The sequence below is a fragment of the Amycolatopsis sp. FBCC-B4732 genome, from assembly GCF_023008405.1.
Taxonomy (GTDB): domain Bacteria; phylum Actinomycetota; class Actinomycetes; order Mycobacteriales; family Pseudonocardiaceae; genus Amycolatopsis; species Amycolatopsis pretoriensis_A.
The window spans coordinates 8,336,694-8,361,728 of sequence record NZ_CP095376.1 but is presented as its reverse complement, the minus strand read 5'-3'; the positions used below and the strand labels follow the sequence as shown (position 1 = coordinate 8,361,728).

Here is a 25,035-nt window from a genome sequence, read left to right as displayed (position 1 = left end):
CGGAAAAGCTACAACCGCCGGTAACAGTTACTCTGCGTCCGGGTGAATCCGCGTCCCGGTGTCGGCGGACCGCTGGACGGCGTCGAGCACCCGGTGCACGCGCACGGCGTGCGCGAAGTCCGGCAGGTCGCCCTTGAGGTGCCGCGCGTAAGCGTGCGCGACGTTGTACGACGGCTCGGCGCTGCGCCCGGCCAGCTGCGGGAGCTCGTAGCGCGCCGGCACGGTCAGCTTCTCCAGCGTGCCCGTCCGGCTGCCCCGCAGCGTCAGCTTCGCGATCCAGAAGAGCGGGTCGGCGGCCTCGACGACCAGCGTGCCCTCGGTGCCGTTGACCTCCCAGTGGAAGTCCGTGACGGGTGACGTCCCGCCGCGCAGGTGCAGCGACGCGACCGCGCCGCCGGCCAGCACCCCGGTGACGGCGATCTGGTCCGGCGCGGTCATCGCGACCGAGTCGCCGGTGACCTCGTCGCGCACGCGCGACCGGACGGTCGCCATCGTCGCGGACAGCTCGGTGAAGCCGCCGAGCACCATGTCGAGCGCGTCGACGGTGTGCGCGAACGGGATGGTCAGCATGGTGGCCCCACCCTCGGGGTGCAGCTGGTAGTCCCGCCCGGCGCGGACGCTCGGCCCCCAGTTCGCGCCCGAAGCGATCAGCGACGTCGAAAGCACGCGGCCGACGTAGCCGTCCTTGATGAGGTCACGCAGGTAGCGCAACGCCGGCGCGGACCGCCCCTGCAGACCGACGGCGGTCTGCCCGGTCTTCGCGGCTTCGGCGAGCGCCCGCGTTTCGGCCAGGCCGACGCCCAGCGGCCACTCGCTCAGCACCTGCTTGCCCGCGGCCAGCGCGGGCTCGATGAGCGCCCGGTGCTCGGACACCTTCACCGCCACGACGACCAGGTCGACCTCCGGGTGCCGGGCGAGTTCCCCGGCGTCGCCGAAGGTCAGCGGCACGCCGTACTTCTCCCCGGCCACCCGCGCCGACTCGGCGCTGCTCCCGCTGAGCGCGCGCAGCTCGTAGCCCTCGACCGCGGCCAGCGCGGGCACGTGCGCGGTCGCGGCCCAGCCGCCGTTCGCGCTGAGCCCGACGATGCCGACCCGGATCGGTGCCATGAGCGTTCCTTTCGTTGCCCGCACAACACTCCGACGTGCGAAGCGTCGTTGGCATTCCCGGGTCGGCGCAAGACGCATCCGGTTATCCCTGAATGACTTCGGCCACGTCCGACACCCGGCCGATCGGCCCGTAACGGGGTCGGCCAAGTGGCCGATGGCGGTCCGGGCCGTCCGGCTCTTCGACCGAAGCGCCGCGAGGGTCAAGATCCATAACGTCGACGGCATGACGAACGCACAGGTCACGGCCCTGCAGTACGGCTTCATCGGCTTCTTGGCGCTGTGGACCGTGGTGCTGGTGCCGCAGCTGCTCACCCAGCTCGCCCGCTACGGCGGCCTGCGCCTGCGCGGCATCGCCACGACCGCGGCGGTGCTGTTCTACACGTGCATGACTCTGGCGGTCGTCTTCCTCCCGCTGCCCGGCCCCGGCACCCGCCGGCTGGCGCAGACGGTGCAGCTGCACCCGTTCCAGTGGATCACTGACATCCACACGGAGCTGCTGAAGCACGGGGAGCCGCTGTCGCAGTGGTTCACGACGCAGACGTTCCAGCAGGCGTGCCTGAACGTGCTGCTGTTCGTGCCGCTGGGGGTGTTCGCCCGGATCCTGTGGCGCCGCGGTCTGATCGGCACGACCCTGATCGGCTTCGCGGCCTCACTGCTCATCGAGATCACGCAGGTCACGGCGAACTTCGGCACGGCGCCGCACGTCTACCGCATCTTCGACGTCGACGACCTCATGAACAACGCGTTCGGCGCCGGCATCGGCTGGGTCTTCGGAGCGCTCTTGCTCACGCTGCTGCGCGGCAGGCGTTCAACGATCAGCGTGCAGCCGGCTCGGCGCGAGCGGATCCACTTCGCCCAGACGCGTTAGCCGGGCTTTCCGCTGGAGTGCGGCTCGTTTGGCGGCTCGGCGATCCTCGAGGACGACGACGAGCGCGGCCACGGCCAGGACGAGCGCGACCAGTCCGAGGATGAGCGGAAGCTGCACGAAATCCTCCTCGGTACGACGCTGTGCGGGAGATCACACAGGGTACGCAGGTCTGTGCGTGATCCGCTACCCCCGGTGGCGAGCCCGCGCGGCGAACCAAGTCCGGTCAGCAGTGAGCCAGCTATCGAAGACGAGATCGGCCGAGGTCAAGGCCGCGTCGAGCGAAAACCGGCAGCAGGTGAACTCTTGCTCCCACCGTTGTCCCCGCGCCGAATACCGGACCGTCGCCGCCAGAACATCGCCATCGCGGACCACGTCGGCCAGCTCGACCGTCACCTCGCCGATCACCCCGCTCTGACCGGACGCGACGGTGTCGAACCACCCCGGCGGATGCCATTCGACGATCAGCCGCCCGGCGGGAGCGAGGTGCCGCCGGGCCGCGACGAGCATCGCGCGCCTGTCCGCCTCGCGCGGAGCGTCGATCAAATGACTGCCCAGCACCACCGCATCGAACGACCGCCCGAGGTCCAGGTCGCCGATCCGCGCGCACACCGTCTTGGTGCGGACGTGCCCGAGCATCGCCGGCGAGTCGTCCACGGCGACCACGGGATGGCCGAGTTCCAGCAGCGGGTGCGTGACCCGGCCCGGTCCGCCTGAGGCGGCAGCACCAGGTAGAGATCGACGGAACACCCGTCCGCGGTGAGCCCCATAACCCAACCGTGCCCGAAACTGGCTACGTGAGCACCCGACCCACCAAGGACCAACTCGCCGCCGCCCAGGACACCACCATCCCCGACGTCATCGCCCCCGGCCTCGACGTCCTCTTCTGCGGCATCAACCCCGGCCTCTACTCCGGCGTGCTCAAGCAGCACTTCGCCCGCCCCGGCAACCGCTTCTGGCCCGCCCTCCACGCCGGCGGCTTCACCCCGCGCCTCTACAAACCCAGCGAACAGGAGCAGCTCCTCGGTCTCCGCCTCGGCATCACCAACGTCGTCGCGAGGACCACCGCCCGCGCCGACGAACTCACCAACGACGAACTACGTGAAGGCGGCCAGCTCCTCGCAGCCAAGGTGCTGAAGTACCGGCCGGAGTGGCTCGCCGTCGTCGGGATCACCGCCTACCGGACCGCGTTCGGCTTCCCGAAGGCTCGCGTGGGGCCGCAGGAACACCGGATCGGGGACACCCACGTATGGGTGCTGCCCAACCCGAGCGGGCTCAACGCGCACTGGACGCCCGCCGGGCTCGGGGAGGAGTTCGGGCGGCTGCGGACCGCATCCCGGGATCGTCGAAATCGTTGAACGACGTGCGGGCCACCCTCAGTAGCAACGACACCCCCGTCGGGTCCTCCGGAGAACCACCGCACGAGCTCGGTCGCACCGTTTTCTACCGAGAGTTTGCTGTGACCTGCCGGTTGGGCCATGAGGGGGAATTGGCGTCATGAGCTGCGCAATCGCGACTCGTACCAAGCAGGAGGAGTCACTTTTGGCCCGGTCCCGGCAGGGGGGACCGGACGATGCCGGGAGGCGTCCCAGGAGCGACAGCGCAGGAGACGGAGGCCCGCGATGCACAGCATCGAGCCCACCCGCAGGCCCACGGGGCCGATCGGACCCGGCGGGCGCAGTCTCGGCGTGGCGGTCGTCGATCCCGTCCCGATCTACCGGGACGGCCTCGCCGCCCTCGTCCACCGCAGCCAGGGGCTGCACTGGGCCGGGCAGGCGGCCAGCCACCACGCTGCGTTGCAACTGTGCGAACAGGTCAAACCGGACGTCGTCGTGCTCGATTCGGCGCTCGACCCGAACTGCCACCTGACCAAGCTGCTCAACGCCGGCGACCCGGCGCTGATCCTCGTCACGCTCATCCGTGACGCGAATCGCACCCAGCAGTACCTGGCGGCCGCGATCGCCGCGGGCGCGCACGCGATCGTGCCCCGGTCGATCGATTCACGGCGGCTCGCCGAAGCGATCCGGCGCGCCCACACCGAACGCCGGTACATCGACCCGGCGCTGGCCGCGCTGACCGCCCGGCCGAAGCGGGCGACCGTGCCGAAGGGCGACCTCGCCCACGACAGCCCGGCGGCCGGGCGCGGCGCGATGCCGCTGTCCAGGCGCGAATACCAGGTGCTCCAGCTGGTCGCCGAAGGTCTCGAGAACTCGGCGATCGCGAAGCTGCTGTTCCTCTCCGTGGAGACCGTCCGGACGCACGTGAAGAGCATCCTGCGCAAGCTGTCCGCACGGGACCGGACACACGCGGTGACCATCGCGTTCCGCGGCGGGATCCTCATCGCCCGGACCGAGGACGGCCACGTCCCGGTGACGGCCGACACAACGGCGATCCCGGGGCACCGCTGACGCCGTTCCCCAGGGAAAACGCCACTTTTGGGGGGATTTCCGGTACTCGGTAGTGCGGATCTGCTTGCTCCAGTTACCCGCAGGTAATATCCTGAAGTTACCGGCGAGTAAGGCGAGTATGTGCCCGGCCGGGGAGCCGAACACATTGGAGTGACGACATGGGCCACTACAAGAGCAACGTCCGAGACCTGGAGTTCAACCTCTTCGAGGTACTCGGCGTGCAGGAGCGCCTGGGCAAGGGCGTGCTCGCCGAGTCCGACGAAGAGACCGCGCGCGGTGTGCTGGCCGAGCTGAACAAGCTCGCCACCGGCCCGCTCGCCGAGTCGTTCGCCGACGCGGACCGCAACCCGCCGGTGTACGACCCGAAGACGTTCAGCGTGAAGATCCCGGAGTCGTTCAAGAAGAGCTACCAGCAGCTGATCGAGGGCGAGTGGTGGCGCCTCGGCCTGACCAACGACCTCGGCGGCTTCGGTCTGCCCCCGACGGTGCAGTGGGCCGCCTCCGAGCTGATCCTCGGCGCGAACGCCCCGCTGTTCATGTACATGGCGGGCCCGAACTTCGCGATGATCGTCGACAAGAACGGCACCGAAGAGCAGAAGCACTGGGCGCAGCTGATGATCGACCGCGCCTGGGGCGCGACGATGGTGCTGACCGAGCCGGACGCCGGCTCCGACGTCGGCGCGGGCCGCACCAAGGCCACCCAGCAGGAGGACGGCTCCTGGCACATCGACGGCGTGAAGCGGTTCATCACCTCCGCCGAGCACGACATGAGCGAAAACATCATGCACCTCGTGCTGGCGCGCCCCGAGGGTCCCGGCATCGAGACCAAGCCGGGCACCAAGGGCCTGTCGCTGTTCCTCGTGCCGAAGTTCCACTTCGACTCGAAGACCGGTGAGCTGGGCGAGCGCAACGGCGCCTACGTCACGAACGTCGAGCACAAGATGGGCATCAAGGCCTCGACGACCTGCGAGCTGACCTTCGGCCAGCACGGCACCCCGGCCAAGGGCTGGCTGCTCGGCGAGGTCCACGACGGCATCGCGCAGATGTTCCAGGTCATCGAGTACGCCCGCATGATGGTCGGCACGAAGGCCATCGCGACGCTCTCGACCGGTTACCTCAACGCGCTCGAGTACGCCAAGGAGCGCGTCCAGGGCGCCGACCTGCCGAACATGCTCAACAAGGCCGCGCCGCGCGTCACCATCACGCACCACCCGGACGTCCGCCGCTCGCTGATGCTGCAGAAGGCGTACGCCGAGGGCCTGCGCGCGGTGTACCTGTACACGGCGTCGTTCCAGGACCAGCTGTGGACCGGCGAGGGTGACCAGAAGGTCGCGCACGGCGTGAACGACCTGCTGCTGCCGATCGTCAAGGGCGTCGGCTCCGAGCGCGCCACCGAGCAGCTCGTGCAGTCGCTGCAGACCCTGGGCGGGTCCGGCTTCCTGCAGGATTACCCGATCGAGCAGTACATCCGCGACGCCAAGATCGACTCGCTCTACGAGGGCACCACGGCGATCCAGTCGCTGGACTTCTTCTTCCGCAAGATCGTCCGCGACAAGGGCCAGTCGCTGGCCTTCGTCGCCGGCGAGATCACCAAGTTCATCGAGTCCGAGGCGGGCAACGGCCGGCTCAAGAACGAGCGCGGGCTGCTCAAGCAGGCCCTCGAGGACACCCAGGGCATGCTGGGCTCGCTGATCGGCTACCTGACGTCGTCGCAGGAAGACCCGCAGAACATCAACAAGGTCGGCCAGCACACGGTCCGCCTGCTGATGTCGGTCGGCGACCTGCTCATCGGCTGGCAGCTGCTCAAGCACGCCGAGGTCGCGATCGGCAAGCTCGACGCGGGCGCGTCCGCCAAGGACGTCCCGTTCTACGAGGGCAAGATCGCCGTGGCGTCGTTCTTCTCGAAGCAGGTGCTGCCGGAGCTCACGGCCCGCCGCGCCATCGTCGAAGCCGCCGACAACGCGCTGATGGAGCTGGACGAAGCTTCCTTCTGACAGGTCACGAAAAGGGCTCTCCTCGCGTGAGGAGGGCCCTTTTCGCGTTTCGGAGCCACTCGATGGGGGCATTCCGCTCACCGAGTCCGACGGACCCGAGTGGCCGGGTTCGCGGATCCTTGAGAGGAGCAAGTGATGACTGTTGCCGGCATCGTCAGCGCACTCATCGTCGGGCTGATCATCGGTGTTCTCGGCCGCTTGGTCGCGCCCGGCAAGCAGAGCATCCCGATCTGGCTGACCATCGTGATCGGCATCGTCGCCGCCTTCATCGGCACGGCCATCGCGCGCGGTCTCGGGTACGCCGACACCAACGGCATCGACTGGCTGGAGATCCTGACGCAGGTCGTCCTCGCCGCCGTCGGGGTGAGCATCGCCGCCGGGATGTACGGCCGCCGAGGCGTGACCAGGTAACCCCTTCCCAGGCCGATCCGGCCCGGTTCGCCGTCGGGGGCGAACCGGGCCGGATCTTTTTGCGCTCACTCCATCGGGGGTCTGCGCGGGCGATCCATCCGGATCGGTGCGACGGTGGCGCTTATTGCGCTACCCGAGGAGGCACCTGTGCTCGGCGGACTTTGGGGCATCATCTCGACCATCATCGTGGGCCTGATCCTGGGCGTGCTCGGGCGCTTGTTCGCGCCGGGCGACCAGAAGATCCCGATCTGGCTGACCATCGTCGTCGGCATCGTGGCCGCGTTCATCGGCAACTGGCTGGCGGGGGTGTTCGGCGTGCGGGACACGTCCGGCATCGACTGGATCCGGCACATCTTCCAGATCGTGGCCGCCGTCGTCGGCGTCATCGCGGCTTCGGCGATCTACGCCAAGGTCAAGGGCGGCAGCCGCACTACCGCCTGAGCGCCAGGCCTGCGCCGCCGAGCAGCAGCACGGCGGCGCAGGTCATCGCCGTGGTGAGGGCGGTCGCGGACGACGTCGCGGCCAGCGTCAGGAACACGCTGCCGAACGTCGCCACACCGACGACCTGGCCCAGCTGCAGCGTGGTGGTCAGCAGGCCGCTGACGTCCGCCGCGCGCTCGAGCGGGACGTGCGTCAGCGCGTTCACCATCAGGGAGCCGAACGCGGGCCCCATCGAGAGGCCGAACAGCAGCAGGGCCGCGAAGAACAGCGTCCCGCCGTCCCGGCCCACCGCGAGCAGCGCATAGGCGATGGCGGATCCCACGTAACCGCACGGGGTCAGCCAGGTGTGCACGCGCTGGGGCAGCCGGTTCCAGAAGAACCCGCAGAGGCCGAAGACGATCCCGCCGGGCGCCATCGCCAGGCCGGCGGCCATCGCCGTCTTGCCGAGGCCCGACTGCAGGTGCAGCGACACGCAGAAGAGGAACCCGCCGTAGGACGCGACGCCGGCCGCGAGCGTGGCCAGACCCGGCGCGACGCCGCGGATCTCGAGCACGGCGAGGTCGACGAGCGGGTCGCGCACCCGGCGTTCCACGACCACGAACAGCACGGCCAGCAGGAGACCCGCGGCGATCGAGGCGTACGTCCAGGCGGGCCAGCCGGTTTCGTGCCCGAGCACCAGCGGCAGCACGACGAGCACCACGGCGGGTACGGCGATCGCGAGGCCGGCGAGGTCGAGCCGCCGTCCCGTCTTCGCACCGCCGCCGGGCACCAGCTTGACCGCGAACACCGCCACGACCACGCCGATCGGGACGTTCACCAGGAAGATCGGCCGCCAGCCCGCACCGAACAGGTCCGCGCCGACGAGGACGCCGCCGAGCACCTGACCGGCCACGAAGGCGACCGAAATGACCGCGGTGTACGCGCTGAGCGCCTTGGCCCGGGCGGCGCCGGTGAACCGCGCCTGGATGAGGCTGATGACCTGCGGCATCATCAGCGCGGCGCCGGCGCCCTGCGCGATCCGCGCGACGATGAGGACCGCTTCGCCCGGCGCCAGGCCGCAGAGCGCGGAGCAGACCGTGAAGGCGATCGTGCCGGTGACGAAGAGGCGGCGCCTGCCGAACAGCTCGCCGAGCCGGGCGCCGGTGATCAGCAGCATCGCGTAGCCCACGGTGTAGCCGGAAACGACGAGCTGCAGGGCGGCGCCGGACGCGCCGAGGTCGGTGCGGATGTCGGTCATGGCGACGTTCACGACGGTGACGTCGAGCAGCGCCATGAACTGGCCGAGCAGCAGGACGGCCAGCATGAACCACGGCCGCCGGTCGGGCCGGGCTTCCCGGTCCACGGCCGGGGCAGGGGTGGTCAGAGTCATGGCTCCGAGCCTGCTTTTCGGCGGCTGACCTCGGAGAGAGCCTGGTGGTGCTGGTGCTGGGAGTACCTGCTTCGCCGCTGAGTCTGCCAAAACTGTCGTACCCCTCCGGCACCATGTCCGCATGACCCAGACCCAGGTCCACGCGAACCGCCGAGAGGAACTCGGTCAGTTCCTCAAGGCGTGCCGGGCGCGGATCGGCCCGGCGGAGGTCGGCCTCGCGCCCGGCCCGCGCCGCCGGCTCAGCGGGTTGCGCCGCGAGGAGGTGGCGCTGCTCGCCGGTGTCGGCGTCACCTGGTACACGTGGCTCGAACAGGGGCGGCCGATCAACGCGAGCTCGCAGGTGCTCGACGCGGTGGCGCGCACCCTGCGGCTGGACCACCCCGAGCGGGAGCACCTGTACCGGCTGGCGGAGCTGACCCCGTCGCGGCTCCCGACGCCGGCCGAGGTGGTGCCGGAGGCGGTGCGCGAGGTGCTGCGCGCGCTGGATCCGTTGCCCGCCACGGTGGTCAACGGCCGGTTCGACGTCCTGGAGTCGAACGCCGCGCAGGAGGAGATGTTCTGGGAGTGGCACAGCATGCCGTGCCTGCACAAGAACCTGCTGTGGTGCTGCGTGACCGAGCCCAACGCGCGGCGGTTCCTGCTGAACTACGACGAGGAGGTGCCGCACATGGTCGCGCGGATGCGCGCCGAGTACGGCAGGCACGTCGGCGATCCGTCCTGGGAGGAGGACATCCGCCGGCTTTCCGCGCTGAGCCCGGAGTTCGTCGAGCTGTGGGCGCGCCACGAGGTGGCCGAACCGCGGGCGCGGCTGCGGCGGATGGACCACCCGCGGGCCGGGCGGCTGAACCTGCGGCTGACCGAGCTGGCGGTGTCCGAGGCGCCGGGGCTGCGGATCCAGGTGTCCACTCCGGACGACGCGGCGACGTGGGCGCTGTTGCCGTCGACCAGGCGGTCGTCGTGACGGCACTCGATCTGAGCGGCCAGGAGCTGACGTCGGTGCCTTCGCTGCCGCCGGGGTTGACCCGGCTCGACCTGTACCGGAACGCGCTCACGGAGGTGCCCGCGTCGCTGTGGTCGCAGACCGGGCTGACGGTGCTCAACCTGGCGGCGAACCGGATTTCCTCGCTGCCACCGGGGATTTCGGCGTTGAAGTCGGTGCACACGCTCGATCTGGCGCACAACCGGTTCGACGCGTTGCCCGACGAGCTGGGTGAGCTGGCCGGGCTCACCGAATACCTGTACGTCAGCGACAACCGGCTCACGGCGTTCCCGGCGGCGTGGTGCCGCCTGGGCCGCTTGCGGTACCTGGGGTGCACGGACAACCGGCTCACGTCGCTGCCCGCCGACCTCTCGGGGTTCGCGTCCCTGCGCGAACTCCGTCTCTACCGCAACGAGTTGACGGCGTTGCCGGAGTCGATCGGCGCGCTCGGCGCGTTGCGGGAGCTGCACCTGCGGGGCAACCGGTTGACGTCGCTGCCGTCGTCGATCGGCTCGCTGGGCGAGCTGCGCCAGCTCGACCTGCGGGAGAACGCGCTGACGACGCTGCCCGCGTCGGTGGCGCGTTTGTCCAAACTGGACAAGCTGGATCTGCGGTGGAACAAGCACTTCCGGGAGCCGGCCTGGCTGCGCGACTTCGAGGAGGCGGGGTGCATGGTCCTTCGCTGACAACTCAACAGAGGATGGTCGGGCGCGGACCGTAGGTCGCCGTGTGCGACGTCCGGCGGACTTCGGCTCCGCTGGCGGCGTCGTAGAGCACGCGCGTGTCGGTGACGCTGAAGCCGGGCGTGCCGACCGAGGGCAGGCACGGCGCCGTCCCGCCGGCGCCGAACTGGACGGGCGGCGGCGCGCCGGGCGTCTGGGCGCCGGTCTGGCCTTCGACGCGGTAGTGCCGGGTGCCCCAGATCCGGACGGTCACCGAGTCGCCGGAAACGACGGCCTGGATGGCGATGCCGGTCGGCGCGTCGTTGGTCAGCTTGAGTTCGACGGCGCTGCCGTCGGCGTTGACGGCCTTGGCGTCGCGGCCGGCGGGGTAGCGGTCGAGGTACTGGTCGTGCTCGAGGTGCCCGGCGTCGGTCAGGCCGGCGAGGTAGCCCGCGTTGTACAAAGTGGACGCCAGCTGCGAGACACCGCCGCCGACGACGGTGGCGCCGGTGCCGTCCTCGTTGACCGGCGCGGGCACGTAGCCGGCGTCCGCGGTGCGCGGGCCGGAGCGGCCGCCGAGGCTGAACGTCTCGCCGGGCTTGACGATAGTGCCGGAGACGCGGTCGGCGAGCGTCCGGTTGTTCGTCGCGGCCGGGCCGGCGAGGCCGCCGGTGGTGAACTCGCCGATGACCTCCTTGATGCCGAGCGCGCTGGCGGCGTCGGTGGTCACGCCGGGCTTCGACCCGCTGTAGACGACCGGGAGGTCCCGCCCGTCGGTCTTCTTGAGCACGTCGATGAGCGGCAGGAAGGTCTTCTCCCAGTTGATCTTCCGGGCGTCCTCGGAGGGTTCGACGGCGGGCTGGTCGCCGGTGAAGACGATCTGCGCGTCCTTGCCGTCGGTTTCGGTGCTCGCCAGGGGGTCCTTGAGCGCGCCCTGCAGCTTGCCCTGGTCGATGCGCACCTCGACGGCCCCGCCCTCGACCGCGGCGAACCGGAAGGACGCGGCGATGGCGTCGGGCTTGAGCGGCACGTCCTTACCCTGGCCGTGCACGACGACGGGCTTCGCGACAGCGGGCACCACGATCTGCTGGTAGGCCGCCTGCACCCCGGCCGCGGTCGCCTTGACCGGCGTGACAGCCATGGCGAGCCGGACGCCGCCGGGGTCGAGCCAGTGGTCGGTGACGGTGTGCACGGCGCCGGCCAGGTCGAGCAGCTGCTGCCCCTGCCGCGGCAGGACGGGGTAGGGGTTGACGCCGCCGTCGCTGCCCGGGATCGCCAGGAACCCGACCGCCCCTTCGGTGGCCGGGTGGTCGAGCTTGCCCTGGGCGAGCTGCCGGACGGCGTCGGTGATCTGCCGTTCGTCGGTGCGCGTGGCGACGCCGACCTCGCGGCTGCTGAAGAAGGACATGATCCGCGTGATCGGGCTGAGCGGCTGGTGCCCGGCGAGCCCGAGGGTGTTGGGCCAGTCGAGCCCGAGCCCCGACCGCGACGGCACGAGTTCGGCCTGGACGTCGCCCCCGTGCACGACGACGGGCCGGATCAGCCGCGGCTCGAGTTCCCTGCGCAGCTTGGCTTCGGCGTCGGCGTGGCTCAAGCCGCCGACCTCGATCCCGGCGACGGTCACCCCGCGCGGAACGTCACCGGCGCTGACGACCAGGTCGATCGCGTAGAGGATGACGAACAACCCGAGCGCGAGCCCGACGGCCATCATGGCCCGCGCGACCCCCTTGCGCAGCTTCCGCGCAGGCGTCTCGGGCGGCGGCGCGACGACGGGGGTTTCGAGCAGCTCGCCGAGCAGGTCATCGGCGAAGAGATCGGTGGTGACGGCGGCTTCGTCGCGCCCGGCCCCGGCCGCGGCGGCCGCGGGTTCAGGCTCCGCGGCGGCCGGCGCGGTTTCGTGCTCAGCCGGCGCGGTGGCTTCGAGCGGCTTCGGCTCCAGCGCGGCCGGTCCTGGCTCGGCGACCTCGGCCGGCACCGACTCCGGCTCGGCAGGCTCGGCAGGCTCGGCAGGCTCGGCAGGCTCGGCAGGCTCGGCAGGCTCGGCAGGCTCGGCAGGCTCGGCAGGCTCGGCAGGCTCGGCAGGCTCGGCAGGCTCGGCAGGCTCGGCAGGCGGCGTCGCGCGCTCCGCGGCGGGCGTTTCCGCGCGCTCGGTCACCTCTTCGTCTGCCACGCCCTCGCCCTCCGCGGGACCCGACTCGCCTACCGATCTCGCCTACAGGTAGAGCCCCGTGCCCTGCTCGGTTCGCTCCGTCGCCACCGCGTGGATGTCGCGTTCGCGCATCACGAGGTGCCCTTCGCCCTGGATTTCGACCTCGAGCTGGTCCTCCGGGTTGAAGAGCACGCGGTCGCCCGTCTTCACGTTGCGCACGCTGTTGCCCACGCCCAGTACATCACCCCACGCGAGCCGGCGTGCGACCTGCGCCGTCGCGGGGATCACGATGCCGCCGCTGCTGCGGCGCTCGCCTTCCTCCGGGGACAGCCGCACGAGGACGCGGTCGTGCAGCATCTGGATCTCGAGTTTCGCCCCGTCAGACACGGCGTGCATGTTACCCGTCGGTCCGCGGTGCACCGGCCATGACCAGGCTCAGTTCCCGCGCGCCGCCCGGCTCGAGCCGGACCGGGACGCCCCAGTCCTGCCGCGTGATCCGGCACGCCGGGTGCTCGCCGCCGTCGTCGCAGCTCGCGGCCTGGGCCACGACCTGCAGAACGCCCTCGGTGACGCCGTCGGCCAGGCGGATCTTACGGGTCAGGTTCGTGCCGGTGCCGGTGCCGTCGGCCAGCAGCTCGGGCGGCGACGCGCTGACCTCCAGACGCGTCGACGGGCCGAAGCGGTCGTCCAGCTTCTCGCCGGGCGGGGCCGTGAACACCACCGAAAAGTCGATCTCGCCCGGCGCGAGCACCGTCGGCGGGCGGCGCACGGCGTGCGCGTCGCCGGTGACGACCGTCGCCTCGCTCGCCGGCAGCGGGCCGACGCGGTTGCCCGCGGACTCGACGACCAGCAGCTCACCCTCGTGCACCAGCAGCCCCTGCGGCTCGGCGAGGCCGGTCGCGATCGTCGTCACCTCGCGGGTGAAGACGTCGAAGGAGCGGACGGCGCCGTTGTAGGTGTCGGCGATCGCGATCTTGTCGCCGGCCAGCACGGCGAGGCCCAGCGGGTGCTGCAGCAGCGCCTGGTCGGCCGGGCCGTCGGTGTGGCCGAAGGAAAAGAGGTCGACGCCGATGGCCGTGTGGACGGTGAAGGACTCGCCGTCCGGCTCGATCCAGCGCAGCGCCGACGTCTCCGCGTCGACGAGCCACAGCTTGTCGCCCTCCACGGCCAGGCCGGACGTCTGCGCGAAGAACGCTTCGCCGACGTCGCCGTCTCGAAGGCCTTCGACGGTCGTCCCGGCGAAGCGGCGGATCGTGCCCGACACCGGGTCGAACACGCCCAGCGTGTGATTGCCCGCCATCGCGACGACGACCCCGCCCGCCGGTCCCCACCAGGCGACGTCCCACGGACTCGTGAGGTCGACGTCGGCGCCCTTGCCCGAGTCCGGCCCGGTGCGCCACTGGGCGCCGGTGCCGGCGACCGTCGTCACCTCGCCGGTGATGAGGTCGAGACCGCGCAGCCGGTGACCAGCGGTGTCGGCGACGACGGCGTGGTAACCGACCCGCTCGGCGACGTCGTACGGCAGGAGCGCGACGCCCGACGGCTCGGCGAAGGTCGCGACGTCGAACGGGCCGTCCTGCCCGCCGCGGGCCCCGCTGCCGAAGCGGCGGATGACGGTCTCGCCGTCCGAAGCGAACTCGACGATCGAGTGGTGCCCCGTGTCCGCGACGAGGATCCGGCCCTCGGCGGTGGCGACGGCCTTGCTCGGGAACCGCAGCTCGCCGGGCTGCTCCTCGACCGGGACGTACGGGCTGCCGCCGCGGCGGAGCGTGCCCTTGGCCTCGTGCTTCGCCACGAGGTCGGCGATCACCCGGCGAAGGGCCTCTTCGTGCCCCTCACCAGCGGCGACGTGCACGACGTAGCCCTCGGGGTCGACGACCGCGAGCGTCGGCCACGCGCGGACCGCGTACTGCGACCACAGCTCCATCTTCGGGTCGTTGACCACGGCGTGGTGCACGTCGTAGCGCCGGACGGCGGCTTCGATCGACGCGCGCTCGCCCTCGTGCAGGAACTTCGGCGAGTGGACCCCGATCGTGACCAGCACGTCCGCGAACTCGGCCTCGAGCGGGCGCAGCTCGTCGAGCACGTGGAGGCAGTTGATGCAGCCACTGGTCCAGAAGTCCAGCAGCACGATGCGCCCGCGCAGCTCGGCGAGGGTCAGCGCGCGGCCGCCGGTGTTCAGCCAGACGTCGCCGCGCAGCTCGGGGGCACGCACGCGGCTCTGCGGTCGTGGGGAAGTCACGGCATGAGTGAACTACACGCGCTCACGCTGTGTTCCGCGGTCCGGCCGATGAGAGAACAAACTCACCCCTTGTGGGTGCCCCTGGTGGGGTCGAAAAAGGACGCGCGTGCCGGTGAGCCGCCGCTTAGGCTCGCCCCATGACCCCAGTCCAGCCGGCCGGTGCCCTCACCCCCGAGGAGGCACGGCACCTGCAGGAGAACCTCCGGGAACCCGTGCGCCCGGGGCTGAGCGAAGCCGAACTCGACGACGTCGAGCACCGGTTCGGCTTCCGCTTCGCCGCGGACCACCGCACGTTCCTGTCCGCCGGCGTCCCCATCGGCGATCGCTGGCCCGACTGGCGCTGCGGCAACCCGGAGCAGCTGCGCAAACGTTTGGCGTGGCCGGTCGACGGCGTGCTGTACGACGTCGAACACAACGGCTTCTGGCTCCCCGACTGGGGCACCCGCCCGGTCGGCCCGGAGGACGCGGTCCGCGAAGCCCGGCGGCGCCTGACCGACGTGCCGCAGCTGGTGCCGGTGTGCGGCCACCGCTACCTGCCCGGCGTGGCGGGCACGGTGGGTTACCCGGTGCTGTCGGTGTACCAGACGGACATCGTCGTCTACGGCAGTGACCTGCGCGATTACCTGCACCGCGAGTTCGCGACGGGCGGTATCTCGACGGCACCCCCGGACGGCCCGCGGTACATCCCGTTCTGGTCCCGCTTCCTCGACTAGCCACGCCGGCCCGTCGGCACCAGCGCCGGCTCAGCTCTCCCGGCGCAGCATCCGGCTCACGCCCGCCGCCACCGTGGTCGCCAGGATCCAGCCCGACGCCGTGAAGCCAGCCGCCACCCAGTTGTCCGGGCCGTGCATGTACCAGCGGCTCTTGTTGCCGAAGTCCACGATCGGCACCAGCAAGTCGGCCGTGTAGATCACCGGGTTCCACTGCAGGCCCGTGTCCTGCTGGTTCACCACGCACCGCGGGCCGTTCGCGATGATCTGGTGGGCCGGGTCCGACGTCGCCCAGTGGATGCAGTCGTCCGTGCCCAGGCCGAACCACAGGCTGCCCAGGACCAGCAGCGTGAACAGCCAGCCGAGGGCGCGGACCGGGCGGTAGCCGTAGCCGACCATCGATCGCTGCAGCCAGCTCCACAGCCGCACGCCCGGGCCGAAGAACTTGAAACCCCCGGCCAGGGCCTCGTACCGGAACTGCTGTTTGCGCAACGCCACCGTCGAGGCGTGCTCCTCGTTGCCCGCCGCGCGCAGCATGTGGGCCAGCTGGTCGTACGGGCCCGGCCGGTACCCGCGCATCGCTTTTCGCAGGAGCTCGATGCGGTGGTCGAGGGCCTTGTCGTCGTCGAGGGGGATGCCTCGGCCGAGGGCGTCGTAGCGGAAGTCCTCGAGCTCGATGCCGTCGGACGCGGCCCAGAACTCGTCGTTGTCGGTCAGCGTTCCGCAGTGCGCGCGACGCAGGACGATGCGGCCTTCCGGGGGCAGGTTCGGGGTCAGCGTGAACTCGTCCGCCGCGACGTCGCCCGCGTCCAGGGCCACGTGGAACGGGGGCAGCGACCGTAGCTCCGAACCCCGCAGGTCGACGCGGCGCGCGACCTGGGCGCCGTCCAGGTTGACGCCGCCCTCGGCGGTGAACGGGCGGCCGTTGTTGTCGCGGAGCGTCAGGTCGCGGCCGATCCGGCCGGTGCGGACGTCGAGCGAGAAACTGCTGGTCGCGCGCAGGCCCGGCTCCGTCAGGCGGGTGCCCGCCAGGTTGATCGAACCGCCGACCTCGACGCCTTGCAGCCGCAGCGTGCCGTGGATCGTGGCGTCCGTCAGCTGGAAGTTGCCCGCGATCTTGGACCGGCGGGCCGAGAACACGTCACGGCCGGGGTGGCGGAACATCGAGTTCCACGCCAGGAAGTTGCCGCCGACCGTCACGTCGGCCAGCCGGAGCTGACCGGCGGGCACGCGCAGGCTCGTCGCCTCGATGTCGCCGCCGATCTCGGTGCCGTCCAGGTGCAGCGCGCGGTCGTAGTACGGCTGCGACTTGCCGCGCTCGACCCTGATCTCGGCGCCGGCCAGCCGCAGCGAGCCGCCGATGCGGGCGTTGACCATGCGCAACGTCCCCAGCGCCTGGAGGCCGTCCGAGAGCTCGACGTTGCCGTCGACGCGCAGGCGGTCGGCGACCAGCGCGGGCCGCGGGTCCAGGTACGGGTCGTTGGACTTCCACGCGTCGACGGCGATCGGCCCGTGCTGGGACACCGTCAGCTTCGCTTCGCGCAGCACGATGTCGCTGTCGACCGTGGCGCTCGGCAGGTAGACGATGCCGGTCGCGGAGAAGCGTTTGCGCTGGCTGGCCGGTCCGTAGTTGTCGACTTCGCAGAGGAGACTGCCGCCGATGTGCAGGCCGTTGCCGTTGAGCGCGAAGCCGTCCGGGTTGTTCAGCGTGGCGCCGGAGAAGTTGACGTTGCCGCCGGTCCGCAAGCCGGGGAGCCGGACTTCGCCGTTCGCGACCATCCGGTAGGCCAGCAGCGCGCCGGTCAGCACGAGCCGGTCGGCGTGGATCGCCTTGCCGTGCGGGTGCGAGATGACGGTGCGGGTGAGCACCATCGACCCCTCGATCACCGCGTCGGTGAAGTTGACGGCGGCGTTCGGCATCCCTCGTTCGCGGTCGTCGCCGCGCTGGACGGTCGTCTCCTCGATCTCGCGGTCGGCGCCGTCGACCTGCACGACGCTGCGGATCAGCCGGACGTCGTTGCGGCTGCGCATGTTGCGGGCCTTGAGGCCGGGCAGCCAGCACTTGCGGAACACCAGGCCGAGCAGGTTCGCCTCGCGCACGTCCGGCGGGTGCTCGAACCGGCAGCGCTCGAACCGGAACAGGAACTTGAGGTCCGCGGCGCGCAGGTCGAGCGTGCCGGTGATGTAGGCGTCCTCGACGTAGACGGTCGGGGCGTTCGTCGCCTGCCGCCGCCAGCGCAGCAGCCCGGCGTTGCCGGGTTTCAGCAGGTCTTCGGCCCTGACCTCGTACCGGCGATCGGGAATGCCGGCGAAGGGGTCGAGAGGGGGCAGCGCGCTTTCGGTCGTCAAACGCCCAGCCCCCCTCGATCACCCGCTTTCAAAATAGCGAATCCGCACGCTTTCGTCAGGCGTTCGGGTTCAGCACCCGGGCGAGGAACGACTTGGTCCGCTCCTCGCGCGGGCTCCCGATGACCTGGTCGGGCGGGCCCTCTTCGACGACGACGCCGCCGTCCATGAACAGGACCTTGTCCGCCACCTCGCGCGCGAACTGCATCTCGTGCGTGACGACGACCATGGTCATGCCGTCCTTGGCGAGCTGCTTCATCACGCCCAGGACGTCGCCGACGAGCTCCGGGTCCAGCGCGGACGTCGGTTCGTCGAACAGCATCAGCTTCGGCTTCATCGCCAGCGCCCGGGCGATGGCGACGCGCTGCTGCTGCCCGCCGGACAGCTGCGCCGGGTAGTTCTTCGCCTTGTCGCCGAGGCCGACGCGGTCCAGCAGCTCCAGCGCGCGCTGTCGCACCTGGGACTTCGGCTCGCGCCGGACCTGGATCGGCGCCTCCATGACGTTTTCGAGCGCCGTCATGTGCGGGAAGAGGTTGAAGCGCTGGAACACCATGCCGATGTCCTTGCGCTGGAACGCGACCTCTTTCTCGCGCAGCTCGTGCAGCTTGTCGCCGCGCTGCCGGTAGCCGACCAGCACGCCGTCGACGTAGAGCCGACCGGCGTCGATCTTCTCGAGGTGGTTGATGCAGCGCAGGAGGGTCGACTTGCCCGAGCCGGACGGCCCGATCAGGCAGAGCACCTCCCGCTCCTGCACCTCGAGGTCGATGCCCTTCAGGACGTCGACGCTGCCGAAGCTCTTGCAGATCCGCTGCGCGGACACCACGGGGGTCATGTGACGTTTCCTCCACCCCGGCTGAACAACCTCGACGCCCAGCCCTGGCGCTGGACCACGTCACGCGAAGTGCCGCGTGAGAACCGCTTCTCGATCTGGACCTGGACGACCGTCAGCACGGACGTCATGAACAGGTACCAGGCTCCGGCGGTGAGCAGCAGGGGCACGGTCTTGTAGTTCTGCGCGTAGATGGTCTGCACCGCGACCATCAGCTCGTAGTAGCCGATGACGACGACCAGCGCCGTCGTCTTCAGCATGGAGATCGTCTCGTTGCCGGTCGGCGGGATGATCACCCGCATGGCCTGCGGGAGGATGATCCGCCGCAACGTCTTCGTCCGGCTCATGCCGAGCGCGCTCGCCGCCTCCAGCTGGCCGTCGTCGACCGACTGGATGCCACCGCGCACGATTTCCGCCATGTACGCGGCTTCGTTGAGGCCCAGGCCGAGCAGCGACGCCGTGAACTGCGTGATCAGCTGGTTGGTGTCCCAGCTGACGAACTCCGGCCCGAACGGCACCCCGAGCCCGAGCCGGGGGTAGGCCAGCGCCAGGAAGTTCCAGATGATCAGCTGCGTGATCAGCGGGGTCCCGCGGAACAGCCAGATGTAGATGGCCGCCGCGCCCGACGTCAGCGGGTTCGGCGAAAGGCGCATGACGGCCAGCAGGATGCCGCCGACGATCCCGATGACCATCGAGATCACCGTGAGGATCAAGGTGTTCTGCAGGCCGCGCAGAATCCGGTCGTCGAAGAGGTAGTCCCCGACGACCGGCCACTGCAGGGCATCGTTCGTGATCACGCTGCGGACCACGATGAACGCGACGAAGAGGATGACCACCCCGGCCACCCAGCGCCCGTAGTGGCGCACCGGGACGGCCTTGATGGGCTCGGCGTCGATCGGCGCCTCGGCAGGAGGCGCTTCGGAGGAGCTCACGAACTCAGTCCTTAACTCAGGAGGCCGGGTTGATCTCCGACTTGGTGACCGCGCCGGTCGCGTTGAGGCCCCACTTGTCCAGGATCTTCTTGTACGCGCCGCTGTCGATCAGCTTCTGGATCGCGCCCTGCACGGCCTTGCCGTAGTCGCCGCTGCCCTTCGGCAGCACGATGCCGTAGGGCGCCGTGTCGTAGGGCGCGCCGACGGACTCGAGCAGGCCGTTGGTCTGCTTGACCGCGTAGTCGATGACCGGGGAGTCGGCCAGCTCGCCCTGGACGCGCTTGGCGGTGAGGGCCAGGTTGACGTCGGTCTGGGCCTGCAGCTGGGTGACCTCGATGGCCGGCTTGCCGCCGCCGGTGCACGCGGCGTTCTTCTTGTCGAGGTCCTCGACCTGGGTGGTGCCCTTCTGGACGGCGATCTTCTTGCCGCAGAGGTCGTCGACCTTCAGGCCGTCGGGGTTGCCCTTCAGGACGGCCAGCGAGGTGCCCGCGCTGTAGTAGGAGATCATGTCGACCGACTGCAGCCGGTCGGCGTTGATGCTGAACGACGACATCCCCATCTCGTACTTCTTGGCGCTGATGCCGGGGATGATGCCGTCGAACGAGGAGTTCTGGAACTCCATCTGCACCCCGAGCACCTGGCCGATGGCGGTGCCGAGGTCGACGTCGAAGCCGGTCGCCTTGCCGCCGTCCTGGAACTCGTTCGGCGGGTAGCTCTGGTCCTGGCCGACCACGATCTTGCCGTCGGTCTTCACGTCGGCGGGCACCAGCGCGGCGAGCGCGTCGTCCTTCGCGACGGCGCCGGTGTCACCCGACGAAGCACCGGGCGCCGCGCTGCTGGACGCGACGCCACCCGCACCGCTACCACCGGCACCGCAGGCCACGGTCAAGCCGACCAGGGCGAACGCAGGCAACAGGGCGAGCGCCTTGAGTTGGGTTCCTCGGGCCACGTCGTCACTCCTCGTAGTTCTCAGTTCGTGAGAGCACGCATATTGCCACTCATCCATACCAAAGCACAGCACTGTCGAGTTACAGCGACGTTTCGCACCGCGTCCACCCCGGCGCGAGTGTCGCGCACGAAGGGGCACGTGCGTCAGGATGTCGTTCATGAACGCCACCCCGCCCCGGCTGCCCCCGTCCGGTCGACGCGCGAGGAAGGCGACGACCAGCCGGATCGCCCGGCCGGGGGCCCGGTTCGAGGGCTACCTCTCCCCGGAACGGCCGCACGCGGGCGCGTACGACGAGATGTTCGCCGTCGACGGCACGGTCCGCGGTCCGTACCGCGCGTTGTACGAGTCGATCGCGGCGCTCGACGCGCACGACCTGAACTCGCGCTCGGCCGCGCTGGACCGGGCGATGGTCGACCAGGGCATCACGTTTTCCCTCTCCGGGCAGGAGCGGCCGTTCCCGCTGGACCTGGTGCCGCGGGTGATCCAGGCCGCCGAGTGGACGAAGCTCGAACGCGGCGTGGCCCAGCGCGTCCGCGCGCTCGAAGCGTTCCTCGCCGACGTCTACGGCGACCGGCAGATCCTGCGCGACGGCGTCCTGCCGCGGCGGCTGATCACGTCGTGCGAGCACTTCCACCGGGAGGCGTTCGGCATCACCCCGCCGAACGGCGTGCGCATCCACGTGTCCGGTGTGGACCTGGTGCGCGACGAGGAGGGCACGTTCCGGGTGCTGGAGGACAACCTCCGCAACCCGTCCGGGGTGTCGTACGTGATGGAGAACCGGCGCACGATGGCCCGGGTCTTCCCGGACCTGTTCGCCCAGCACCGGGTGCGCCCGGTCGGTGACTACGCGTCGCACCTGCTGCGGGCGCTGCGCGCGGCGGCCGCGGCGAACGTCGCCGACCCGATGGTCGTCGTGCTCACCCCCGGCGTGCACAACTCGGCGTACTTCGAGCACTCGCTGCTGGCCCGGCTGATGGGCGTCGAGCTCGTCGAAGGCCGGGACATGTTCTGCCGTGACAACGTCGTCTACCTGCGGACCACCGAGGGCGAGCGCCAGGTCGACGTCGTCTACCGGCGGATCGACGACGAGTTCCTCGATCCGGTGCACTACCGGCCGGACTCGGTGCTCGGCGTCGCCGGGATCCAGAACGCGGCGCGCGCGGGCAACGTCGTGGTCGCGAACGCCATCGGCAACGGCGTCGGCGACGACAAGCTCGTCTACACCTACGTGCCGGAAATGGTGAAGTACTACCTGAACGAGAAGCCGCTGCTGCCCAATGTGGACACCTTCCGGTGCTGGCTGCCGGACGAGTTCGACCACGTCATGGCGCACCTCGACGAACTGGTGATCAAGCCGGTCGAGGGCTCCGGCGGCTACGGGATCGTGTTCGGGCCGGAGGCGACGAAGAAGGAACTGGACACCCTGCGGCGCAAGGTCCGCGCGCACCGGCGCGGCTGGATCGCGCAACCGGTGGTCCAGCTTTCGACCGTGCCGGCCAAGGTGGACGACCGGCTCGCGCCGCGGCACGTCGACCTGCGGCCGTTCGCGGTCAACGACGGCAAGGACATCTTCGTGCTGCCCGGCGGCTTGACGCGGGTGGCGCTGCCGGAGGGCAGCCTGGTCGTCAACTCCTCCCAGGGCGGCGGCTCGAAGGACACGTGGGTGCTGGCGTCCCGCGCGTCGACGGCCGAGCGGGAGCTGGAGCAGCCCGCGCTGGGTGCGATGTCCACTGTGGACGGGCTGGTCGCCGAGCAGGGTCCGGAGCTGTCGGTATCGCAGCAGCAGCAACAGCAACAGCAGAGCTAGGGAGGTTCGAATGCTGGCACGCAACGCGGAATCGCTGTACTGGATCGGCCGGTACGTCGAACGCGCCGACGACACCTCCCGCATCCTCAACGTCTCGGTCCACCAGCTGCTGGAGGACGCGACCGTCGACCCGGACCACGCGAGCCGGCAGCTGCTGGCCGTGCTGGGCATCGACACCCTCGACGGCGAGCCCCTCGACGTCTGGAAGCTGACCGAGCTGGTGGCGTACGCGAAGGACAACCCCGCGTCGATCGTCGGCTCGATCAACTCGGCGCGGGAGAACACCCGCGGCGCGCGCGAAGTCGTCTCGACCGAGCTGTGGGAATGCCTGAACGCGACGTGGAACGCGGTGCCGGACCGGCAGCGCTACGCGCGGCGCGCCGGGCCGCACGCGTTCCTGTCGTTCGTGGAGGAGCGCGCGGCGATGTTCGCCGGCCTCGCCGACTCGACGATGTCGCGCGACGACGGCTGGCTGTTCATGGTGCTCGGCCGCTCGATCGAACGCGCCGACATGGTCGTGCGGCTGCTGCTGTCCCGGGTCGCGGACCGCGCGTCTTCGCCCGGCTGGATCACGGTGCTGCGCTCGGCCGGCGCGCAGGACACGTACCTGCGGACGTACCGGGGCGCGCTCGACGCCGGCCGCGTCGTGCAGTTCCTGTTGCGGGACACGCTGTTCCCGCGCTCGGTGTTCCACGCGCTGCGCCAGGCCGAGGACTGCCTCCAGCGGCTCGACCCGGGCGGCGGCGCGCGCAGCAACGAGAAGTCCGAGGCACTGCGCGAGCTCGGCCGGGCCCGCAGTGAGCTGGAGTTCCTCCGCCCGTCGGACCTGCTGACCGACCTGCCGCGGCGGCTCGGGGCGTTGCAGACGTCGATCCGGGAGATCGGCGAAGCGGTGTCGTTGCAGTACTTCAGCACGTCGCCGTGGGTGGCGTGGAGCGGTGCGGAGGTTTCGCTGTGACGTGGCAGCTGCGCGTGGCGCACCGGACCGGCTACCGGTACGCGACCCCGGCGACGCAGTCCTACAACGAAGCCCGGCTGACCCCGCGCTCGGACCGCCGCCAGACGACGGTCGCGACGCGCATCGAGACGACGCCGGCGACGCGTGCGTACCGGTACACGGACTACTGGGGCACGGTCGTGACGTCGTTCGACCTCCACGCGCCGCACACCGAGTTCACGGTGCTCGCGACGTCGGTGGTCGAGACGGCGGACGAGGCCGAGCCGATCCACACGGCGTCGTGGCGCGACCTGCGTTCCGACACGGTCGTCGACCACCGCACCGAGTACCTGACCCCGACCGACTACACCCCGCGTGACGTCACGTTGGCCCGCGAGGCTCGTTCGCTGCGGACCGGCCTCGACCCCGCCGAGTCGGTGCTGGCGGTGTGCGAGTGGGTGAACAAGCAGCTCAAGTACCAACCGGGCACGACGGGCGTCCACTCGACGGCGACCGACGCCTGGCAGGCGCGCGAAGGCGTTTGCCAGGACTTCGCGCACGTGACGCTGGTGATGCTGCGCGCGATCGGCATCCCGGCCCGGTACGTCTCCGGTTACCTGCACACGAAACCGGACGCGAAGCTCGGCGAGGTGGTCGAAGGCGAATCCCACGCGTGGGTCGACGTCTGGACCGGCGGCTGGTGGGCGTACGACCCGACGAACGCGATCCCGGTCGGCCCGCGCCACGTGTGGGTGGCGATGGGCCGGGACTACGCGGACGTGGCGCCGTTGAAGGGCATCTTCACGGGTGGCGGCCAGTCCACTTTGGACGTCTCGGTCCAGCTGACCCGGCTCGCCTAGAGCAAGAAGGTCCCGCCCGCGGCTTCGGCCACCTCCGCGCCCAGCGCCGACGTCGGCGTGTGCGCGCCCGGCTTGCCCTCGCCGCGGGCCAGGCGGGCCGCGACCTCGGCCACCACCGACGTCGTGAAGTCCATGCCCTCGCCCGCGCGGAGCCAGCCTTCGCGCGTCGTGCCGTCGGGCCAGGTGACGACCGCGTGGCCCCACGAGTGCGCACGCGGGCGCGGGGCCGCCTTTGCCTGGATCCCGGCCAGCCGCCCGATCGCGAACCGGCGCAGCGCCGGGATGGACAGCACCCGGCCGAGCAGGGGCAACACCGCCCGGACCGCGGGCGAGGTGGGCGCGAGGCCGGACGTGATGGTCACCGACGGCGCGCCGCTCGCGCGCTGGGCGGCCACCAGCTCACCCGACGGCACACTCGCGGACTTCGCCGTCTCGCCATCCGGGAACTCCAGCGTCCGCGCGTTCGCGCCGAGCCGCGCGGGGACCAGGCGGCCGTTCCGGTATTCGCGGCCGCCGGTGGTCAGGGCGTCGACGATGCTGGCGGCCAGCGCGACGCCCAGCGCTCCCGCTTCGATGGCGACCGACGCCACCGCGTCGACGTGCACCGCACTCGGCGTCGCGCGCCCTTCGCACAGCTTCGCGACGACGGCTTCGGTGGCCAGGACGCCGAAGCCGGCGCCGGTCACGAACGTGCTGCCGCCGGCGAGGGCCGCCTCGTGCAGGTCCAGCAGCCGCGGGACGGCGACCAGGTCCGCGGCGAGGTCGACGTAGTGGCCGCCGGGCAGGCAGGCGCGCGCGATCGTCCCGGCCGTCGCGGCGTACTCGCCGATCGTGTTGACGACGACCGCCGGCCGCTGCCGCCGGATCTCCGCCGCGATGGCCTCGGCGCCGTCGGCGACGACGAACTTCGAGCCGGTCGCCGCCAGCCGTTCCCGGTTCCGCCCGACCAGCACCGCCGGCACCCCGCGCGCCGCCAGCTCGGCGGTGATGCCGCGACCGGTCCGGCCCAAGGCCCCGAGTACCCAGATCTCCATGTCG

The 25,035-nt window shown here is 70.7% G+C and carries 23 protein-coding genes; 12 read left to right on the top strand and 11 right to left on the bottom strand.

Features of this window, described 5'->3' with window-relative positions; translation table 11 throughout:
* Positions 1-27 precede the first annotated feature (27 nt).
* Entirely contained in the window at positions 28-1,107 is a 1,080-nt protein-coding gene (locus tag MUY14_RS37590) for a Gfo/Idh/MocA family protein (protein ID WP_247016602.1), read from the bottom strand.
* A 223-nt stretch (positions 1,108-1,330) separates the two neighbouring features.
* On the opposite strand from MUY14_RS37590, the gene MUY14_RS37585 reads away from it, so the two are divergent.
* The gene (locus MUY14_RS37585) at positions 1,331-1,975 is read left to right on the top strand and encodes a VanZ family protein (RefSeq protein ID WP_247016600.1); all 645 of its coding nucleotides are present in this window, start codon (positions 1,331-1,333) and stop codon (positions 1,973-1,975) included.
* 183 nt (positions 1,976-2,158) lie between these two features.
* On the opposite strand, the gene MUY14_RS37580 is transcribed toward MUY14_RS37585, so the two are convergent.
* Positions 2,159-2,629, bottom strand: a complete 471-nt coding sequence (locus MUY14_RS37580) for a hypothetical protein (RefSeq protein ID WP_247016597.1) — start codon at positions 2,627-2,629, stop codon at positions 2,159-2,161.
* A gap of 140 nt (positions 2,630-2,769) precedes the next feature.
* On the opposite strand from MUY14_RS37580, the gene mug reads away from it, so the two are divergent.
* From mug to MUY14_RS37555, 5 genes are all read left to right on the top strand, one after another.
* Positions 2,770-3,330, top strand: a complete 561-nt coding sequence (gene mug / locus MUY14_RS37575; protein WP_247016595.1) for a G/U mismatch-specific DNA glycosylase — start codon at positions 2,770-2,772, stop codon at positions 3,328-3,330.
* A 264-nt stretch (positions 3,331-3,594) separates the two neighbouring features.
* The gene (locus MUY14_RS37570) at positions 3,595-4,380 is read left to right on the top strand and encodes a response regulator transcription factor (protein WP_247016593.1); all 786 of its coding nucleotides are present in this window, start codon (positions 3,595-3,597) and stop codon (positions 4,378-4,380) included.
* A 158-nt stretch (positions 4,381-4,538) separates the two neighbouring features.
* Positions 4,539-6,374: an acyl-CoA dehydrogenase gene (locus MUY14_RS37565; protein WP_247016591.1), complete on the top strand. Its 1,836-nt coding sequence runs from the start codon at positions 4,539-4,541 to the stop codon at positions 6,372-6,374.
* Positions 6,375-6,509: 135 nt separating this feature from the next.
* Positions 6,510-6,785 carry a GlsB/YeaQ/YmgE family stress response membrane protein gene (locus MUY14_RS37560; protein WP_247016589.1) on the top strand — a complete coding sequence of 92 codons (276 nt, stop codon included), beginning with the start codon at positions 6,510-6,512 and terminating at the stop codon, positions 6,783-6,785.
* A 147-nt stretch (positions 6,786-6,932) separates the two neighbouring features.
* Positions 6,933-7,226 carry a GlsB/YeaQ/YmgE family stress response membrane protein gene (locus tag MUY14_RS37555; protein ID WP_247016587.1) on the top strand — a complete coding sequence of 98 codons (294 nt, stop codon included), beginning with the start codon at positions 6,933-6,935 and terminating at the stop codon, positions 7,224-7,226.
* Here MUY14_RS37555 and MUY14_RS37550 read toward each other — a convergent pair.
* Positions 7,216-8,595, bottom strand: a complete 1,380-nt coding sequence (locus MUY14_RS37550) for an MFS transporter (protein ID WP_247016585.1) — start codon at positions 8,593-8,595, stop codon at positions 7,216-7,218. The two genes, MUY14_RS37555 and MUY14_RS37550, sit on opposite strands and share 11 nt — an antisense overlap.
* 121 nt (positions 8,596-8,716) lie before the next feature.
* Between MUY14_RS37550 and MUY14_RS37545 the strand changes: the two genes are divergently transcribed.
* Positions 8,717-9,556, top strand: a complete 840-nt coding sequence (locus tag MUY14_RS37545; RefSeq protein WP_247016582.1) for a helix-turn-helix transcriptional regulator — start codon at positions 8,717-8,719, stop codon at positions 9,554-9,556.
* Entirely contained in the window at positions 9,553-10,260 is a 708-nt protein-coding gene (locus tag MUY14_RS37540; RefSeq protein WP_247016581.1) for a leucine-rich repeat domain-containing protein, read from the top strand. Before MUY14_RS37545 ends, MUY14_RS37540 begins: the two co-directional genes overlap by 4 nt.
* 4 nt (positions 10,261-10,264) lie before the next feature.
* On the opposite strand, the gene MUY14_RS37535 is transcribed toward MUY14_RS37540, so the two are convergent.
* From MUY14_RS37535 to MUY14_RS37525, 3 genes are read right to left on the bottom strand one after another with little or no spacing between them, the layout of a single operon-like run.
* A complete protein-coding gene (locus MUY14_RS37535) occupies positions 10,265-12,406 on the bottom strand; it encodes a VanW family protein (RefSeq protein WP_247016579.1) in 2,142 nt (713 codons plus the stop codon).
* Positions 12,407-12,448: 42 nt separating this feature from the next.
* Complete coding sequence (locus tag MUY14_RS37530; protein WP_247016577.1) at positions 12,449-12,781, bottom strand: co-chaperone GroES; 333 nt, start codon at positions 12,779-12,781, stop codon at positions 12,449-12,451.
* 1 nt (position 12,782) lies between these two features.
* The gene (locus MUY14_RS37525) at positions 12,783-14,600 is read right to left on the bottom strand and encodes an NHL domain-containing thioredoxin family protein (protein ID WP_247025444.1); all 1,818 of its coding nucleotides are present in this window, start codon (positions 14,598-14,600) and stop codon (positions 12,783-12,785) included.
* A gap of 164 nt (positions 14,601-14,764) precedes the next feature.
* On the opposite strand from MUY14_RS37525, the gene MUY14_RS37520 reads away from it, so the two are divergent.
* Entirely contained in the window at positions 14,765-15,340 is a 576-nt protein-coding gene (locus MUY14_RS37520; RefSeq protein ID WP_247016575.1) for a hypothetical protein, read from the top strand.
* Positions 15,341-15,370: 30 nt separating this feature from the next.
* On the opposite strand, the gene MUY14_RS37515 is transcribed toward MUY14_RS37520, so the two are convergent.
* From MUY14_RS37515 to MUY14_RS37500, 4 genes are read right to left on the bottom strand one after another with little or no spacing between them, the layout of a single operon-like run.
* Entirely contained in the window at positions 15,371-17,686 is a 2,316-nt protein-coding gene (locus MUY14_RS37515) for an oxidoreductase (protein ID WP_247016573.1), read from the bottom strand.
* Between the two features lie 55 nt (positions 17,687-17,741).
* Positions 17,742-18,515, bottom strand: a complete 774-nt coding sequence (locus MUY14_RS37510) for an amino acid ABC transporter ATP-binding protein (RefSeq protein WP_247016571.1) — start codon at positions 18,513-18,515, stop codon at positions 17,742-17,744.
* Positions 18,512-19,444, bottom strand: a complete 933-nt coding sequence (locus MUY14_RS37505; RefSeq protein ID WP_247016569.1) for an amino acid ABC transporter permease — start codon at positions 19,442-19,444, stop codon at positions 18,512-18,514. Before MUY14_RS37505 ends, MUY14_RS37510 begins: the two co-directional genes overlap by 4 nt.
* Before the next feature lie 16 nt (positions 19,445-19,460).
* Positions 19,461-20,393, bottom strand: a complete 933-nt coding sequence (locus tag MUY14_RS37500; RefSeq protein WP_247016567.1) for an ABC transporter substrate-binding protein — start codon at positions 20,391-20,393, stop codon at positions 19,461-19,463.
* Between the two features lie 148 nt (positions 20,394-20,541).
* Between MUY14_RS37500 and MUY14_RS37495 the strand changes: the two genes are divergently transcribed.
* Genes MUY14_RS37495 through MUY14_RS37485 form a run of 3 tightly spaced genes read left to right on the top strand, consistent with a single transcriptional unit; the run spans position 20,542 to position 23,997 of the window.
* A complete protein-coding gene (locus tag MUY14_RS37495) occupies positions 20,542-22,200 on the top strand; it encodes a circularly permuted type 2 ATP-grasp protein (protein ID WP_247016565.1) in 1,659 nt (552 codons plus the stop codon).
* Positions 22,201-22,210: 10 nt separating this feature from the next.
* Entirely contained in the window at positions 22,211-23,158 is a 948-nt protein-coding gene (locus tag MUY14_RS37490) for an alpha-E domain-containing protein (RefSeq protein WP_247016563.1), read from the top strand.
* A complete protein-coding gene (locus MUY14_RS37485) occupies positions 23,155-23,997 on the top strand; it encodes a transglutaminase family protein (RefSeq protein WP_247016562.1) in 843 nt (280 codons plus the stop codon). Before MUY14_RS37490 ends, MUY14_RS37485 begins: the two co-directional genes overlap by 4 nt.
* On the opposite strand, the gene MUY14_RS37480 is transcribed toward MUY14_RS37485, so the two are convergent.
* Positions 23,994-25,031 carry a hypothetical protein gene (locus MUY14_RS37480; RefSeq protein ID WP_247016559.1) on the bottom strand — a complete coding sequence of 346 codons (1,038 nt, stop codon included), beginning with the start codon at positions 25,029-25,031 and terminating at the stop codon, positions 23,994-23,996. The genes MUY14_RS37485 and MUY14_RS37480 overlap by 4 nt on opposite strands.
* Positions 25,032-25,035 lie beyond the last annotated feature (4 nt).

Coding starts and splice junctions, on each gene's coding strand:
- MUY14_RS37570 (WP_247016593.1), top strand. CDS start 3,595: ATGCACAGCATCGAGCCCACCCGCAGGCCCACGGGGCCGATCGGACCC.
- MUY14_RS37480 (WP_247016559.1), bottom strand. CDS start 25,031: ATGGAGATCTGGGTACTCGGGGCCTTGGGCCGGACCGGTCGCGGCATC.
- MUY14_RS37510 (WP_247016571.1), bottom strand. CDS start 18,515: ATGACCCCCGTGGTGTCCGCGCAGCGGATCTGCAAGAGCTTCGGCAGC.
- MUY14_RS37490 (WP_247016563.1), top strand. CDS start 22,211: ATGCTGGCACGCAACGCGGAATCGCTGTACTGGATCGGCCGGTACGTC.
- MUY14_RS37560 (WP_247016589.1), top strand. CDS start 6,510: ATGACTGTTGCCGGCATCGTCAGCGCACTCATCGTCGGGCTGATCATC.
- MUY14_RS37495 (WP_247016565.1), top strand. CDS start 20,542: ATGTCGTTCATGAACGCCACCCCGCCCCGGCTGCCCCCGTCCGGTCGA.
- MUY14_RS37545 (WP_247016582.1), top strand. CDS start 8,717: ATGACCCAGACCCAGGTCCACGCGAACCGCCGAGAGGAACTCGGTCAG.
- MUY14_RS37550 (WP_247016585.1), bottom strand. CDS start 8,595: ATGACTCTGACCACCCCTGCCCCGGCCGTGGACCGGGAAGCCCGGCCC.
- MUY14_RS37530 (WP_247016577.1), bottom strand. CDS start 12,781: ATGCACGCCGTGTCTGACGGGGCGAAACTCGAGATCCAGATGCTGCAC.
- MUY14_RS37565 (WP_247016591.1), top strand. CDS start 4,539: ATGGGCCACTACAAGAGCAACGTCCGAGACCTGGAGTTCAACCTCTTC.
- MUY14_RS37585 (WP_247016600.1), top strand. CDS start 1,331: ATGACGAACGCACAGGTCACGGCCCTGCAGTACGGCTTCATCGGCTTC.
- MUY14_RS37590 (WP_247016602.1), bottom strand. CDS start 1,107: ATGGCACCGATCCGGGTCGGCATCGTCGGGCTCAGCGCGAACGGCGGC.
- MUY14_RS37520 (WP_247016575.1), top strand. CDS start 14,765: ATGACCCCAGTCCAGCCGGCCGGTGCCCTCACCCCCGAGGAGGCACGG.